14 protein-coding genes are annotated in these 14867 nt (G+C 68.7%); 5 read left to right on the top strand and 9 right to left on the bottom strand.

Going from position 1 to position 14867, the window contains the following annotated elements; genetic code table 11:
- Window positions 1–99: 99 nt before the first annotated feature.
- The 4 genes from MLGJGCBP_RS31010 to zwf are packed head-to-tail and all read right to left on the bottom strand — an operon-like array spanning window position 100 to window position 5272.
- Window positions 100–1278: an ROK family transcriptional regulator gene (locus MLGJGCBP_RS31010; protein WP_160100470.1), complete on the bottom strand. Its 1179-nt coding sequence runs from the start codon at window positions 1276–1278 to the stop codon at window positions 100–102.
- Between the two features lie 28 nt (window positions 1279–1306).
- On the bottom strand, window positions 1307–1933 hold the full coding sequence (eda, locus tag MLGJGCBP_RS31005) for a bifunctional 4-hydroxy-2-oxoglutarate aldolase/2-dehydro-3-deoxy-phosphogluconate aldolase (RefSeq protein WP_160100468.1): 627 nt from the start codon (window positions 1931–1933) through the stop codon (window positions 1307–1309).
- Between the two features lie 10 nt (window positions 1934–1943).
- Window positions 1944–3797, bottom strand: coding sequence for a phosphogluconate dehydratase (gene edd / locus MLGJGCBP_RS31000; RefSeq protein ID WP_160100466.1), 1854 nt, complete (start codon window positions 3795–3797; stop codon window positions 1944–1946).
- Window positions 3794–5272, bottom strand: coding sequence for a glucose-6-phosphate dehydrogenase (gene zwf / locus MLGJGCBP_RS30995; protein WP_160100464.1), 1479 nt, complete (start codon window positions 5270–5272; stop codon window positions 3794–3796). Before zwf ends, edd begins: the two co-directional genes overlap by 4 nt.
- A gap of 151 nt (window positions 5273–5423) precedes the next feature.
- On the opposite strand from zwf, the gene MLGJGCBP_RS30990 reads away from it, so the two are divergent.
- Window positions 5424–6611: an ROK family protein gene (locus tag MLGJGCBP_RS30990; protein WP_160100462.1), complete on the top strand. Its 1188-nt coding sequence runs from the start codon at window positions 5424–5426 to the stop codon at window positions 6609–6611.
- 20 nt (window positions 6612–6631) lie between these two features.
- On the opposite strand, the gene catC is transcribed toward MLGJGCBP_RS30990, so the two are convergent.
- Genes catC through catA form a run of 3 tightly spaced genes read right to left on the bottom strand, consistent with a single transcriptional unit; the run spans window position 6632 to window position 8922 of the window.
- Window positions 6632–6913: a muconolactone Delta-isomerase gene (gene catC / locus MLGJGCBP_RS30985; RefSeq protein WP_160100460.1), complete on the bottom strand. Its 282-nt coding sequence runs from the start codon at window positions 6911–6913 to the stop codon at window positions 6632–6634.
- A gap of 15 nt (window positions 6914–6928) precedes the next feature.
- Entirely contained in the window at window positions 6929–8050 is a 1122-nt protein-coding gene (locus MLGJGCBP_RS30980) for a muconate/chloromuconate family cycloisomerase (RefSeq protein ID WP_160100458.1), read from the bottom strand.
- 29 nt (window positions 8051–8079) lie between these two features.
- Window positions 8080–8922, bottom strand: a complete 843-nt coding sequence (gene catA / locus MLGJGCBP_RS30975; protein ID WP_087559162.1) for a catechol 1,2-dioxygenase — start codon at window positions 8920–8922, stop codon at window positions 8080–8082.
- A 206-nt stretch (window positions 8923–9128) separates the two neighbouring features.
- Here catA and MLGJGCBP_RS30970 point away from each other — a divergent pair, with 206 nt between their 5' ends.
- Window positions 9129–9899 carry an IclR family transcriptional regulator domain-containing protein gene (locus MLGJGCBP_RS30970; protein ID WP_160100456.1) on the top strand — a complete coding sequence of 257 codons (771 nt, stop codon included), beginning with the start codon at window positions 9129–9131 and terminating at the stop codon, window positions 9897–9899.
- Here MLGJGCBP_RS30970 and MLGJGCBP_RS30965 read toward each other — a convergent pair.
- Window positions 9887–10453, bottom strand: a complete 567-nt coding sequence (locus MLGJGCBP_RS30965) for a dioxygenase family protein (RefSeq protein WP_160100454.1) — start codon at window positions 10451–10453, stop codon at window positions 9887–9889. The two genes, MLGJGCBP_RS30970 and MLGJGCBP_RS30965, sit on opposite strands and share 13 nt — an antisense overlap.
- Window positions 10454–10686: 233 nt before the next feature.
- On the opposite strand from MLGJGCBP_RS30965, the gene MLGJGCBP_RS30960 reads away from it, so the two are divergent.
- Together MLGJGCBP_RS30960 and MLGJGCBP_RS30955 are read left to right on the top strand one after the other, a co-directional pair.
- Window positions 10687–11634: an acyl-CoA thioesterase gene (locus MLGJGCBP_RS30960; protein ID WP_160100452.1), complete on the top strand. Its 948-nt coding sequence runs from the start codon at window positions 10687–10689 to the stop codon at window positions 11632–11634.
- A 52-nt stretch (window positions 11635–11686) separates the two neighbouring features.
- Window positions 11687–13177: a multicopper oxidase family protein gene (locus tag MLGJGCBP_RS30955; RefSeq protein ID WP_160100450.1), complete on the top strand. Its 1491-nt coding sequence runs from the start codon at window positions 11687–11689 to the stop codon at window positions 13175–13177.
- 10 nt (window positions 13178–13187) lie between these two features.
- On the opposite strand, the gene MLGJGCBP_RS30950 is transcribed toward MLGJGCBP_RS30955, so the two are convergent.
- Entirely contained in the window at window positions 13188–14126 is a 939-nt protein-coding gene (locus MLGJGCBP_RS30950; protein ID WP_160100448.1) for an AraC family transcriptional regulator, read from the bottom strand.
- 165 nt (window positions 14127–14291) lie between these two features.
- Between MLGJGCBP_RS30950 and MLGJGCBP_RS30945 the strand changes: the two genes are divergently transcribed.
- Window positions 14292–14852, top strand: coding sequence for a flavin reductase family protein (locus MLGJGCBP_RS30945; RefSeq protein WP_087559167.1), 561 nt, complete (start codon window positions 14292–14294; stop codon window positions 14850–14852).
- Window positions 14853–14867 lie beyond the last annotated feature (15 nt).

The following is a 14867-nucleotide window of genomic DNA, read 5'->3' as shown; positions in this document are numbered from 1 at the left end:
AGACTCAATTGTCCGCTTTACATTCACCAATGAACACAAGAACCGTGTCGGGCGCAGAGCTCAGCCTTTGAAACGGAGCGAGAATTCAGCGGCGAACGGTCAGGCGGGAAGCGCGGACCGCAGACCCAGCGCGACGGCGCCGAGCACCTGGGCGCGGGGGCCGAGTTCGGCGACCCGGATGTCCAGGGAACGGACCGCGCTGGGCACCGCGTAGCGGCCGACGACCTCACGCATCGGCCCCAGGAGCAGTTCGCCGGCCAGCGCGAGTTCGCCGCCGATGACGAGTCGTTCGGGATTGACGAGATTGCACAGGCTCGCTGCCGCGACGCCCACGTGCCGGCCGGTGTCGGCGAGCACCCGGATGCAGGCGGCGTCGCCGCCCTCGGCCATCGCGACGATGTCGGCGATGCTCAGATCGGGACCGCGGCTCGGGGCGAGCAGCCCGATCACGACGTGCGAGGCGACGAGGGTCTCGAGGCAGCCGCGGTTGCCGCAGCGGCACACCTGCCCGAACTCGTCGAGGGTCAGGTGGCCGATTTCGCCTGCGGTGCCGCCTCTTCCGCGGTACAGGCGGCCGTCGAGGACGAGACCGGCGCCCACACCGTCGGACAGTTTGATGTAGGCGAGATCGGTGGTTCCGCGACCCGCTCCCCACATGTGCTCGGCGAGCACACCGAGGTTCGCGTCGTTGTCGACGTGCACGGCGGTGCCTAGATACTCCGACGCGATGGCGGCCGCGTCGACACCGACCCAGCCGGGGAGGATGGACGGACCACCGACCTCGCCGGTGTCGGTCTCGAGCGGTGCGGGCAGACCCATCCCGACTGCGAGGACGGACTTGCGATTGCAGCCGAGTCGATCGAGGGCCGCGTCGAGAAGTGCGCCCGCCTGCACCACGCCGTCCTCCGCGCGGTGACCCGTACCGAGTTCGACGCGTTCCTCGGCGAGCACCTCGTGTGCCATGTCGGCGACTGCGACGGTGAGATGGCGGTGCCCGAAGTCGATCCCGACCGCAAGGCCCATCCGGCGGGTCAGTCGCACCGCACGGCCGCGCTGGCCGGGATGGTCGCCGCCGGGCACGGCGACCATCCCGGCCGCGGTCAATTCCTTGACCATGTTGGAGACGGTGGCGGGGGCCAAACCGGTGCGACGCGCGATCTCCGCCTGGGTGAGTTCACCCGACGTCTGGAGCGCGCGGACCACACGGTGCTGGTTGGCCGATTTCAGCGAGGACTGAGAACCCGGCCGCTGGGAATCACCGTTGTCACTGTCGCGCACGATTCACCGTACCGCGCCGCTTCACGCGCTACCGGGCGAGTGCCGCCGCCTCACGTGCGAGTCCGCTGATCCGGTCCCAGTCCTGCTGCTTCACGGCCTCGGCGGGCGTGAGCCACGATCCGCCGACGCAGCCGACGTTCGGCAGCGACAGGTAGTCGCCGACGTTCTTCGTCGAGATACCGCCGGTGGGACAGAACCGCGCGGCCGGAACGGGTGAGTGGATCGAGCCGAGGAACTTCGCGCCGCCCGACGCCTCGGCGGGGAAGAACTTGAGTTCGCGGTAGCCGTGCTCGAGCAGGAAGAGCACCTCGGAGACGGTCGCCGCGCCGGGGAGGTGCGGCAGTCCGGTGTCCGTCATCGCCTTCAACAGGGTTTCGGTGCTGCCCGGCGAGACCAGGAACTGCGCTCCCGCCTCGGCCGCCTGCGCAGCCTGCACCGGTTCCACGATCGTGCCCGCGCCGACGCAGATCTCCGGCACCTCGCTCGCGATCGCCTTGATGGCGTCGAGGGCGCACGGCGTCCGCAGGGTCAGTTCGATCATCGGGATGCCGCCGGCCACCAGCGCGCGGGCCACCGGCACCGCGTCGCCGAGGTCGTCCACGACGACGACGGGGATGACCGGGACGCGGTCGAGGAGGGAGGGGCTGTTCGTCACTGAATACTCCTTAGACAGGTTGGGGGTGGAAAACGCTGGCGCCCTGGGTCGCCGGTCCGACGGCGGCACGCAGGCCGGCGAAGAGTTCGCGGCCCGTGCCGACCCATTCGTCGGCGCCCGGCGCACGACCGGTCGCCGGGCGGGCGGCCAGTTCTTCGTCGCCCAGGTGCACGTTCACGGATCCGGTCACCGCGTCGACGGTGAGGACGTCGCCGTCACGCACCCGCGCGAGCGGTCCGTCCGCGGCCGCCTCGGGGGTGAGGTGGATGGCCGCGGGCACCTTCCCGGACGCGCCGGACATCCGGCCGTCGGTGACCAGCGCGACCTTGCGGCCCTGATCCTGCAGAACACCGAGTACCGGTGTGAGCTTGTGCAATTCGGGCATGCCGTTGGCGCGCGGCCCCTGGTACCGGAGCACGGCCACGAAATCGCCGGTCAACGTGCCCGCCTCGAACGCGGCGAGGAAGTCGAGCTGATCGTCGAACACCCGGGCCGGGGCCGTCACCACGCGGTGGTCCGGGTGGACGGCCGACGTCTTCATCACGCACGAACCCAGGTTTCCGGTCAGCATCTTGAGGCCGCCGTTGACGTCGAACGGATCTTCCGGTCCGCGCAAAACGTTGGTGTCGAGGCTGATTCGGGTGCCCGGCTGCCATTCGACGCCCTCACCGGACAGCTTCGGCTCCTCGGTGTACCGGCGGAGTCCGGCGCCGACGACGGTCTTCACGTCCTCGTGCAGCAGTCCCGCGTCCAGCATCGAGGACACGACGTAGCCGAGGCCACCCGCCGCGTGGAAGTGGTTCACGTCCGCCGAGCCGTTGGGGTAGATCCGGGCGAGCAGCGGCACCACCGCGGACAGGTCCGACAGGTCGTCCCACGTGAGGGTGATGCCTGCGGCGCGGGCGATCGCCACGAGGTGCATGGTGTGGTTGGTCGATCCGCCGGTCGCGAGCAGTGCGACGCAACCGTTGACCACGGCCTTCTCGTCCACGACCTCACCGACCGGTGTGTAGTCGTCGCCGAGCGAGGTGAGACCGGTGACGCGTTTTCCGGCCTCCCACGTGAGGGCCTCGCGCAGCGGGGTGCCCGGGTTCACGAAGCTCGACCCGGGCAGGTGCAGGCCCATGACCTCCATGAGTAGCTGGTTGGAGTTGGCTGTGCCGAAGAACGTGCAGGTGCCGACACCGTGGTACGACGCGGCCTCGGCGTCGAGCAGTTGCTCGCGGTCGGCCTTGCCCTCCGCGTACAGCTGGCGGACGCGCGACTTCTCGTTGTTGGGCAGACCGGACGTCATCGGCCCGGCGGGCACGAAGATCGTCGGCAGGTGGCCGAATCCGAGTGCGCCGATGAGCATTCCGGGCACGATCTTGTCGCACACGCCGAGCATGAGGGCGCCGTCGAACATGTCGTGGGACAGGCCGATCGCCGTCGCCATCGCGATGACGTCGCGGCTGAACAGCGACAGCTGCATTCCGTCGCGGCCCTGGGTGATGCCGTCGCACATGGCGGGGACGCCGCCCGCGAACTGGGCGATGCCGCCCGCTTCCATGACCGCGGCCTTCAGCTGCCGGGGGAAGTGCTCGAACGGCTGGTGCGCCGACAGCATGTCGTTGTACGAGGAGACGATCGCGATGTTGGGCTTGACGAAGGCGCGCAGCGCCTTCTTGTCGGCCGGGCCGGACGCGGCGAAGCCGTGCGCCAGGTTCGCGCAGGCCAGCTTGCCGCGCGCCGGACCGCGATCGGCGGCCTGCCGGATGCGCTCGAGGTAGATCGTGCGCTCGGGCCTGCTGCGCTCGATGATGCGTTCGGTGACGGCGGCGAGGACGGGGTGTACGTCGGCGGTGGGTGTGTGCGCGTCGGTCATGCGGTAACTCCTTCGTGCCAGGCGCGGCCGTCGCGCTCGATCAGGGTGGTCGCGTCGGTGGGTCCGTTGGTGCCGGCCGGATACCGCCGCGGTGCGCGCTCGGACTTCTGCCACCCGACGAGGATCTGCTCGACCCATTCCCAGGCGGCCTCGACCTCGTCGCGGCGCATGAACAGGGTCGGGTTGCCCCGGACCACGTCCATCAGCAGCCGCTCGTAGGCGTCGGGCGACGGACGCTTGAACGTTTCGATGTAGTTGAGGTCCAGCGACACCGGCTTGAGGCGGATACCGCCGGGGCCGGGTTCCTTCGCCGTCATGTGCAGGCGCATGCCCTCGTGGGGCTGCAACTGGATGACCAGGCGGTTGGGTTCGCTGTGGCCCTCGCTGCCCGGGAACATGGGGTGCGGGACGGGCTTGAACTGCACGACGATCTCCGAGCAGCGCCGGTCCATGCGCTTGCCGGTGCGCAGGTAGAACGGCACGCCGGCCCACCGCCAGTTCTGGATCTCGGCCTTGACGGCGATGAACGTCTCGGTGGTGCTGTCCGGGTTCTCGACGTCGTCCTGGTATCCGGGGACGGCCTTGCCGTCGGCGAGCCCGGGACCGTACTGGCCTGCGACCGTGCACCGTTCGACGTCCTGCGGGCTCATCGGCTTGAGGGCCTGGAGCACCTTCAGCTTCTCGTCACGCACGGTCTCGCGGTCGACGTAGGTGGGCGGCTCCATCGCGACGAGGCAGAGCATCTGCAACAGGTGGTTCTGAAGCATGTCGCGCAGCGCGCCCGCCGACTCGTAGTAGCCGCCGCGGCTGCCCACTCCGAGCGACTCGGCGACGTTGATCTGCACGTGGTCGATCGACGAGGAGTTCCACAGCGGTTCGAGGAACGTGTTGGCGAATCGAGTGACCAGCAGGTTCTGGACGCTCTCCTTGCCGAGGTAGTGGTCGATGCGGAAGATCTGCGATTCCTCGAACACTGCGCCGACCGCGTCGTTGACGGCGCGGGCCGAGGCGAGGTCGTGGCCGATGGGCTTCTCCAGCACGACGCGGGACTGCGCGTCGGCGAGATCGTTCAGGGCGAGGTTCTCGCAGATCGGCCCGAACAGGCCGGGTGCGCACGCCAGGTAGAAGACCCGGATGGCACCTTCCCGGTCGGCGAGACAGTCCTGCAGGCCCGCCCAGTCCGCCGAGTCCGCGACGTCGACGGTGACGTATTCGAGGCGATTGAGAAATCGCTCACAGGTGTCCGAATCCAGCTGATCGCCGGAGACGAACCGCGCGAGTTCTCCTCGCACCTTGTCGCGGTAGCCGTCGGTGTCGAGACCGGCTCGCGAGGCACCGATCACGCGGGTTTCGGCGGGCAGCTGACCGTCCCTGTCGCGCAGGTAGAGCGCGGGAAGCAGCTTACGAACCGCCAGGTCGCCGGTGCCGCCGAACACGACGAAATCGCACGGTTCCACGGTGGTCGCTGGTGACATGTCATCTCCCTCTGAAAGCCGGATGTGTGGGCCATCACAGACGAGAGTAGGCGACCTTTGGCTTTCAATCAATACAGACTTAAGTATTTCGGCGAACAAAGATCTGAACCTTACGTTGTCAGACGCGTGTCCGGTTGGTTGAATGGCCTGCATGCGGACGCCTCGCTCGACGACCTCCCCGGCGACGGGTGGCGACGTTTTCGCCCTCATTCGCGCAGGGTTAGCCACCACGCGCACCGAGATCGGCAACCTCACCGGGCTGTCCCGCACGGCCGTCGCGGCCCGGGTGTCGTCACTGCAGGCGTCGGGACTCGTCGTCGAACGCGAAGAAGGCGTCTCGACCGGCGGACGCCCGCCGGTGAAACTCTCGTTTCACGTGCAGGCCGGCGTGGTGCTATCGGCCGCCATCGGCCGCAGCCGCACCCAGTTGGCCATCTGCGACCTCGCAGGCGACGTCATCGTCGCCGAGGACGTGGAGCAGGAGATCGGCACGAGCCCGGCCGAGTTGATGCCCGTCATCGCGAGTCGCCTCCTCGCGCTGCGCGAGGGCCTGGGCGAGACCGCGGGGCGGACGGTCGGGATCGGGATCAGCCTCCCCGGCACCGTCGACACCGAACGCGGGTGCAGCCTGAACTCCCCCATGATGTCGGGCTGGGACGGCGTCCCGCTGCAGCCGTTCCTCGCCGACGTCACCGACGCGCCCGTCTTCGTCGACAACGACGCCAACGTCATGGTCCTGGCCGAGCGGCGCGGGGAACGCCGCGACTTCGCCGACATGCTGCTCATCAAGGCATCGACCGGGCTCGGCGCCGGACTCGTGTCCGGCGGTGTGCTGCAGCGGGGCGCCCTGGGCGCGGCGGGCGAGATCGGACACACGAAAACCGCAGCGGCACAAGGGGTGGTGTGCCGCTGCGGTGATGTGGGATGTATCGAGGCCGTCGCCGGCGGGTGGGCACTGGTCCGCAACCTGCAGGAGCAGGGACGCGAAGTCACGCACATCCGCGACGTGATCACCCTCGCCCTCGCCGGCGACGCCGAGGCCCGGCGGATGATCCGCGAGAGCGGGCGTCAGATCGGCGAGGTCCTGTCGGGGGCGATCAACCTCCTCAACCCGGAGGTCGTGATCGTCGGCGGCGACATGGCGCAGGCGTACGACACGTTCGTCGCCGGGCTACGCGAAACCCTGTACGGCAACGCGATCGCCGTGGCAACCCAGCAGCTTCAGATCCTCCCCTGGACGCACGGGGAACTGTCGGGCGTCGTCGGCAGCGCCACCATGGCACTCGACCACGTGCTCAGCGTGCGGGCCGTCGACCGGCTGCTCGCGCGGCAGAAGTAGGCGGCTCCGCCGCCCGTGGCCTACTTGATGTCGGAACCGTGCCGGGTGAGCGGCATGATCTCGATCTTCATGTACGGGAAAAGTGGAAGGTTCCACAGGATCTCGTGCAGTTCGTCGGCCGACTCGACGTCGAAGATGCTGATGTTGCTGTACTGACCGACGATCCGCCAGATCTCGGGCCACTTGCCGGAGCGCTGGAGCTCCTGCGAGTAGGCCTTCTCCTTGGCGATGGTCTCGTCCCGGACCTTCGGGTCGAGGTCGCGGGGAATGGCGACGTCCATGCGCACGTGAAAGAGTGCCATCGGGTGGTGTCCTCCTCAGTTCCTGGTCCAGGTCTTGACTGCGTCCATGTTGAGCTCGACTCCGAGTCCGGGGCCTTCGGGCAGGGACACCTGGCCGTCGGCGTAGCGGATCGGTTCCTGCAGCAGCTCCTCGCTGAACAGCAGGGGCCCGAACAGTTCGCTGCCGAAGTTGATGCCGGGCTCGGCGCAGGCGAACTGGATGGACGCGGCGGTTCCGATCGGGCCTTCGATGGACGTGGCGCCGTGGCAGGCGATTCCGGCGGCCTTGGCGATGGCGACCACTTCGCGGCTCTTGGCGAGGCCACCGCATTTGGTGGTTTTGAGCGCGATGACGTCGGCGGCGCCGCGGCGGGCGACCTCGAGCGCGTCGTGCGGGGTCTGGACGCTCTCGTCGGCCATCACCGGGACGGGGACGAGGCGGTTCAGCTCGGCGAGGACCTCGAGTTGCTCACCGGGGGTGGGCTGCTCGATCAGTTCGACGCCGCCGTCGACGAGGCGGGGCACGTACTTCAGCGCCGTGAGCCGGTCCCATCGGGCGTTGACGTCGATCCGGACACCGGCCTTGCCCTCGAGCGCCTGCGCGATCCGGACCACCCGCGCGGTGTCGACGGCGGGGTCGAGCGCGCCCATCTTCAGCTTGAAACTGAAGTGCCGCTTCGACTCGACGAGACCCAGGGCCTCCTCGATGATCTCCTCGGCCGGTGCGGCGCCGAGGGCCCAGGTCACGTCGACGCCCTTTCGGAAGGCGCCGCCGAGCAGCGTGTGCACGGGCACACCCAGGCTGCGCGCCCAGGCGTCGTGCAACGCAACGTCGACGGCGGCCTTCGCGAAACGCGCGCCCGCGACCACCCTTTCGATGTTCGACATGATGCCGGTGATCTCGTCGACGCCCCGCCCCAGCAGGACCGGGACGATGTATTTCTCGATGATCGCCTGCATCGTCTCCACCGACTCACCGCCCCACCAGGGGCCGCCGGGGACGACGCCCTCGCCGTGGCCGGTCACGCCGCCCGCGGTCTTCACCGCGACCAGCAGGAGCGGCTGCGCGGTCATCGACGTGGTCGCGAACTTGTGGGGACGCACCAGCGGCACATCGAGGATCGTCGTTTCGACGGAGACGATCGACAGGTCGGTCATCGGATCACTTTCTGTACGGGTGGAACGGGTCACGCGGGGTCGAGCACGAAGTTGTAGGTGACGTAGTTCTTGCCGTCGTCGCCGGTCTTCGGGTCGAGGATCAGTTCCGGCTTGGTGGCCGACGCGACGTCGCTGTCGATCCACTCGCCGCCCTTGAAGTACAGCTGCGTGGTGACCGACTCCTTGCCGGGCGCCGACACGATGAGGTGCAGGTGCGCGGGACGCCACGGGTGGCCGTTCTGCGCCTCGATGAACTGGCCGGTCGGGCCGTCGGTCGGGATCTGGTAGGGCGCCGGCTGGATCGTGGTGATCTCGTAGCGACCCTCGTCGTCGGCGATGATCGTGCCGCGCAGGTTCCACTCGGGCAGGTGCGGTGCGAACTGCGAGTAGTAGCCGTCGTTGTCGGCATGCCACAGTTCGACCTTCGCCCCGGCGAGCCCGTTGCCGTCGAGGTCGGTGACCTGACCGGCGAAGACGAGCGGGGTGATCTTCTCGTCCTCGGGACGCATCGGCAGGGTGCACTTGGACGGCAGTTCGGGCGAGTTCTCGATGTAGTACGGGCCCTCGATGCTGCCCTTGGTGCCCTTGCGGGAGCGGGCGAGGACCTCTTCGACGGAGTGCTCGATGAACACGTCGAGGAACAGCGGCCATTCGCCGCCCTCGCCGACGTCGATGAGCCACTGCTTGAACACGCGGTACTCGGGGTAGGTGACGCCGTGCTTCAGGATCACGTCGTTGAGCGCGCCGAGGGCGTCCTTGGCGATCGCCGCGAGCCGCTCGGGCGAGGTGTCGGCGCTGACGCGCTCGGACTTGAACTTGTCGGTGGCGGCGGAACCGGAACCGGCTGCGGTGGGGCTCTCGGTGGTGGTCATCGTTTCTCCTCGGGCTGAAGGAATTCGGACAGGGCGGTTATCGAGTTCTGGGCGACGCGGTTGGTGTTCACACGCCGGAAGTTCTTGCATCTGTACGCTCTGCGTACTAACATCACGCTGTGCGTACACCACTACTGTGCGCGCAGTCACATTGAAATGTCAACCCCGAGTCCGAAGAAGCACACGAATCGCTGGTGGAGGCCGCAATGACCGAGAGCGATCGCGATTACATCCAGAGCATCGAGCGCGGTTTCGCAGTGCTGCTGGCGTTCGACGCCCAGCGCCCGAACCCGACGCTCGCCGAACTCGCGACGGAAGCGGGACTGTCGCGACCCGCCGTCCGCCGGATTCTGCTCACCCTGCAGAAGCTGGGGTACGTCGCGGGGGCGGGAGGCCGGTGGTCGCTCACCCCTCGCGTGCTCAGCATCGGACAGCACTACTCGGAGTCGCACGCGCTGATCGAGGCCGCGATGCCCCGACTGCTCGAGGTGGCCGAGAAGACCCAGGAGTCCGCGTCGCTCGGCGTGCTCGACGGCGCCGACGTGGTCTACGCCGCGCGCGTCCCCGTCCGGCGGATCATGAGCATCAACGTCTCCGTGGGCACCCGCGTCCCCGCGTACGCCACGTCCATGGGCCGCGCCCTCCTCGCCTGGGCACCCGTCGACGTCGTCGAACGGGTGGTCGCCGAGTCGACGTTCCAGAAGCTGGGACCGGAGACCATCGGCTCCGCGGCCGAACTCGACCGCGAACTCGCGAAGGTCCGGGAACAGGGCTTCGCGCTGACGGCCGAGGAACTGGAGAAGGGGCTGATCTCGCTCGCCGCACCGGTCCGCGACGCCGCAGGCACGGTGGTCGGCGTGGTCGCGTGCTCCACCTCGTCGGCACGCAACACTCCGGCGCAGTTCCGGGAACAGGCCGTTCCGTGCGTCCTCGCCGCCGCGGCCGCCCTGAGTGCGGACATGGGCTATACCGGCTGAGGGCCGCACGCCGGTCGGATCGGGTCGAGCACGAAATCGCAGGAGACCGCACCGCCGGCACCGACGTCGACGAGTGTCTCGACGGCGGACTCCCCCACCACTCGCGCACCGCCCACACTGGGAACGACGCGCGTCTCGAGCGGCCGGTAGCCGCGCGCGTGCACGATCACATTGAGGTGACCCACGTCGGCATCACCTCGGGCGCTGGAGAATTCGCACGGCGCGGGCTGCACCGTCGCGATGTCGAAGCGGCCGCCCGCGCACGTGACGACGATGCCGCGCAGGTTGTTGCGCAGGATCTCCACGGAGTACCCGGAATAGCATCCGTCGGCGTCCGCGTGCCAGATCTCGATCTCCGCACCCGACAGCGGTTCGCCGGTGCGGGACCGGACGACGCCCGTCATCCGCAGCGGCGTCCCCGGTTCGCCGGGAAGTGCGGCGAGGTTCGCAGTCCACGGCAGTACCCGCTGCGCGGGGAGGTAGAACTCCCGGTCCACGTAGTCGAGGCAGGCCAGGTCCGCCCGGGGTGCGGTCGTCGTCGAGGTTGAGCTCATCACCTGATCCGATCACTCGTGCACGCTGTGCGTACACAGGGAACGCTGTGCGGTCCTGGTCGAGTGTGCCCGCAGTCACAGACGTTCGTCAACCGCGGTCCGTTCACATCGCGAACGGGTCGGTTAGGGGCAACTGTGGGATAATTTCCCGGCCACCGGCGGACAACGACGTTTCGCCGTCGCCCGGTGCGCGCCCTCGCGCCGGCCACGTCGAACACCCGAGGAACACATCGATGACCACCCCTCCCCGCAGCATCACCCTCCGCTTCCTCGCCGCACCCACCGAGGTCGCGACGCTCGGAGGTGCAGTCCAGGGCGGCCGCATCCTCGAATGGATCGACAAGGCCGCGTACGCCTGCGCGGTCGGTTGGAGCGGTAGTTACTGCGTCACCGCGTACGTCGGAAACATCAAATTCACCCGGTCCATCGAGTCCGGACACCTCGTGGAGGTCGAAGCACGGCTCGTCCACACCGGGCGCTCCAGCATGCACATCCAGTGCACGGTCTCGTCCGCCGATCCGCGGACCGGGCAGTTCACCGAGGCCAGCAACTGCCTGATCATCTTCGTGGCCGTCGACGACTCCGGAAAGCCGACGACGGTGCCGCCGTGGAAGCCCGTCACCGCCACAGACCACGCCGAGTCCGAGGAGGCCGTCATGCGCATCGGCCTGCGGGCCGACATCGAAGAGGCGATGAGCAAGCAGAGCTACACCGACGCGGGCACCGCACCGGAATCACTGACCCGCTTCCTGGCCGCGCCCACCGACGTCAACTGGGGCGGCAAGACTCACGGCGGGACCGTGATGCGCTGGATCGACGAGGCCGCCTACCTCTGCGGCACGTCGTGGAACGGCACCCCGTGCGTGTCCGTGTACGCCGGCGGTGTCCGGTTCTACCGCCCGATCCAGATCGGGCACGTCGTCGAGGTCGACGCCCGCCTGCTGCACACGGGCGCGCAGACCATGCACATCTCGGTGCACGTGCGATCGGGCGACCCGCGCACCCGGGAAATGAACCTCACCACCCACTGCCTCACCGTCGTCGCCGCTGTCGACGACGACGGCGCGGCAACGGCTGTGCGGCAGTGGGTTCCGCAGTCCGGCGAGGATCGCAAGCTGGACGCGCACGCCCGCGAACTCATCGCCCTCCGCGACCGGGCGCGAATCGGCGCCCTCGCCTGACCCCGCCCGGGTAGCGTCACGGGAAAAGGTCTACCCGCGGAAGGAGCGGGGGATGCCCGGCAACCGTCCACTCGACGCGCAGTTGTCCCGGCGGCGCGTGCTCCAGTGGGGCGCGGGAGCCGCGCTGCTCGGACTCACCGGGGCCTGCGCTCGCACCGAGAACACCGAGGCCGCGATCGGGCCGGATTCGCCGCAGGTGCGGGCGTTCGCCGAGGCCGAGTCGCAGCGGTTCCCCGGCGGCCGGCCGGTCGCCTACGAACTGACCGCGGCGCAGTCCGACGTCGACCTCGCAGGCACGCGCACCGCGGCGTGGCTGTACAACACGCAACTGCCGGGCCCGATTCTGCGCGCGAACGTCGGCGACCGGGTCCAGGTGCGGTTTCGCAACCAGCTCCCGGACCCCACGACGGTGCACTGGCACGGACTCGCCATCCGAAACGACATGGACGGGGTCCCGGACGTCACGCAGGCCCCGATCCCGGCGGGGGACGAATTCGTCTACGACTTCATCCCGCCCGACCCGGGAACGTACTGGTATCACACGCACGGCGATCTTCAGCGCGGTCGCGGGCTGTACGGGGCGCTGATCGTCGACGACCCCGGGGCACCTGCGAACTACGACGCCGAGTTCGTCGTCGTGCTGTCCGACTGGCTGACCGATCGCACGCCGACGCAGGTCTTCGACGACCTGCGGGGCGGCACGATGGCGTCCGCGCCGGGCCCCGACATGAAATCGGCCGCGCTCGGCGGCGACGCCGGGGACGTGCGGTATCCGGTGTATCTCGTAAACGGCAGAACTCCCGCCGACCCGGTGGTGTTCACCGCGCGAGCGGGGCAACGCACCCGGATCCGGCTGATCAACGCCGGCGACGACACGGCGTTCCGGGTCGCGCTGGGTGGCCACCGGTTGACCGTCACGGACACGGACGGTTTCCCCGTCGATCCGGTCGACACCGACTCGGTGCTGATCGGCATGGGCGAGCGGTACGACGCCGTCGTCACCCTGCAGGACGGGGTGTTCCCGCTGGTCGCGGTCGCCGAGGGGAAGGGCGCGCAGGGATTCGCGGTGGTCCGCACCGGGGGCGGCGCGGCCCCCGCACCCACGGTGATGCCCGCCGAGCTCGCGGCACCGCCGCTCACCGTGGCCGACCTGCGCGCCACCGAGGCCACGCGGCTACCGGTTCTCGACCCTGCCGCCACCCTGGAGGCGTCGCTCGGCGGCGACATGAAGGCGTATTCGTGGACGGTCAACGGCCAGGCGTATCCCGACCACACACCGCTGACGGTGCACTCGGATCAGCGGGTACGACTGGTCTACACCAACAAGACGATGATGTGGCACCCCATGCACCTGCACGGGCACACGTTCGCGGTGGCCCGGATCGACGGCTCCGGACCGCGGAAGGACACCGTGATCGTGCTCCCCGGCCAGACCGTCGCCGCCGACATCGACACGACCAATCCTGGTCAGTGGATCACGCACTGCCACAACGACTATCACCTCGCCGCGGGCATGGCGACCATCTTCTCCTACACCGGCTGAGCCCGGACCGTCAGCGCCGGAGCGCCTCCGAGGGCGCCACACCGTACTTGCGGCGGAACGCCGCCGCGAACCGGCCGGTGTGGGTGAAACCCCAGCGCATCGCGACCTCGGCGACCGTCGGTGCACCGTCCGCGCGCAGCAGGTCGTCGTGGACGCGTTCGAGTCGCACGTCCAGCAGGTAGTCGCGGGGGCTCACCCCGACGTAGTCGCGGAACCCCTCCTGCAACCGGCGCACGCTGACCCCGGCGACCTCGGCCATGTCGGCCGCCGTCCAGGCGCGCGACGGGTCGGCGTGGATCTCGTCGACCACTCGCTTCACGATCCGCGGACGCGCGCATCCCACCCCGGCCCCGTCGTCCGGGACCGCGGCGAGCACGAGCGCGGTGGTGACCGCACCCGACAACTGCTCCGCGACGAGCGCGTTGCCCAGCACCCCGCCCGATTCCAGCATCTGGTTCAGCAACGACCGCACCAGAGCGAGCCAACTCGCGCCGTTCTCCGTGGTCACGTCGATCTGCGGGGGTAGCTGAATGTCGGGCCGGGCCAGGATCCGCGACATTTCCCGGTGCAGGTGGTCCCGGTCGACGCGGACCCCGATGATGGAGCACTCCTCACTCCAGGTGGTGATGACCGTCGACGTGTCGGGCGGGCAGATCATTCCGGAACCCGGCGCCGAGAGCACCTCGTTCCTGCCGGTCACCGACTCGAGGTGCCCCGACAGCGGGACGTTGACGGCGTACGCGCCGGGGTGGTCGGACCGGATCGACACGTCCGCACCCCAGCCGATGTGGGTGATCTTCACCGGGCCCAGCTCCACGGCCTCCGCGACCGTATTGGTCGCCTTCGACCTGCTCAGCGGGGTGAGGATGTGCGGGAAGTACACGTCCGACACGACGTGTGACGCCTCGTCCCAATCCTCGGGGCGGGAAATCTTCGACGTGACCGACATGGCACCAGTGTGACCGCGCACACTCCGCAATGCAATCGAGGCCCCGCCTCAACTCTCCGCGCAAAGCGGATCACCTCCGCGCTCAGCGGATCGACGCCCCGTTCCCGCAGTCGTACGTTTCTCCGTACCTCAACAGCGCCCCGGACAGGAAGGGAGGCTCCGAACATGGAGCAGCGCGAACTCCGAAACATTTTCGGGCAGTTTGCCAGCGGAGTCACGGTCATCACGTGCGCCAACTCCGACGGTCTGCCGCACGGAGCGACGGTCACCGCCTTCACCGCCGTCTCGATCGAACCGAGGCTGTGCCAGATCACCCTGACCCGAAAGTCGAAGGCCTGCAATTACTTGAGCAAGTCTCCGTTCGCCGTCAACATCCTCGCCGCGGACCAGGTGGACACCGCGATGCATTTCGCCGGGCGCCCGCAGAATCCCGAACCCGTGTGGGCCGACGGACCGACGGCCCCCGTCATCTGCGGCGCCGCCGCCACGCTGTCCTGCGAGCCGTGGGCGGAGTACGACGGCGGCGACCACATCATCTTCATCGGTGAGATCGTGGCCGCCGAATCCAGCGGCAAGGATCCGCTGCTGTTCTACCGGAGCACCTTCCACGATCTCGGTTCGCCGTCCGCGTCGGCCGCGTGGAACGGATCGATGGACGATCCGAACAACGGATGGTTCGACTCCACCACCTCCTTCACCCCATTCCATCTTCAGCCTGCCCACTGATTGCCGAATCCGAAA

It is taken from the genome of Rhodococcus sp. T7 (genome assembly GCF_009872365.1).
Classification (GTDB): domain Bacteria; phylum Actinomycetota; class Actinomycetes; order Mycobacteriales; family Mycobacteriaceae; genus Rhodococcus_F.
The sequence above is the reverse complement of the archived record's forward strand: the minus strand, read 5'-3'. Positions and strand labels throughout refer to the sequence as shown.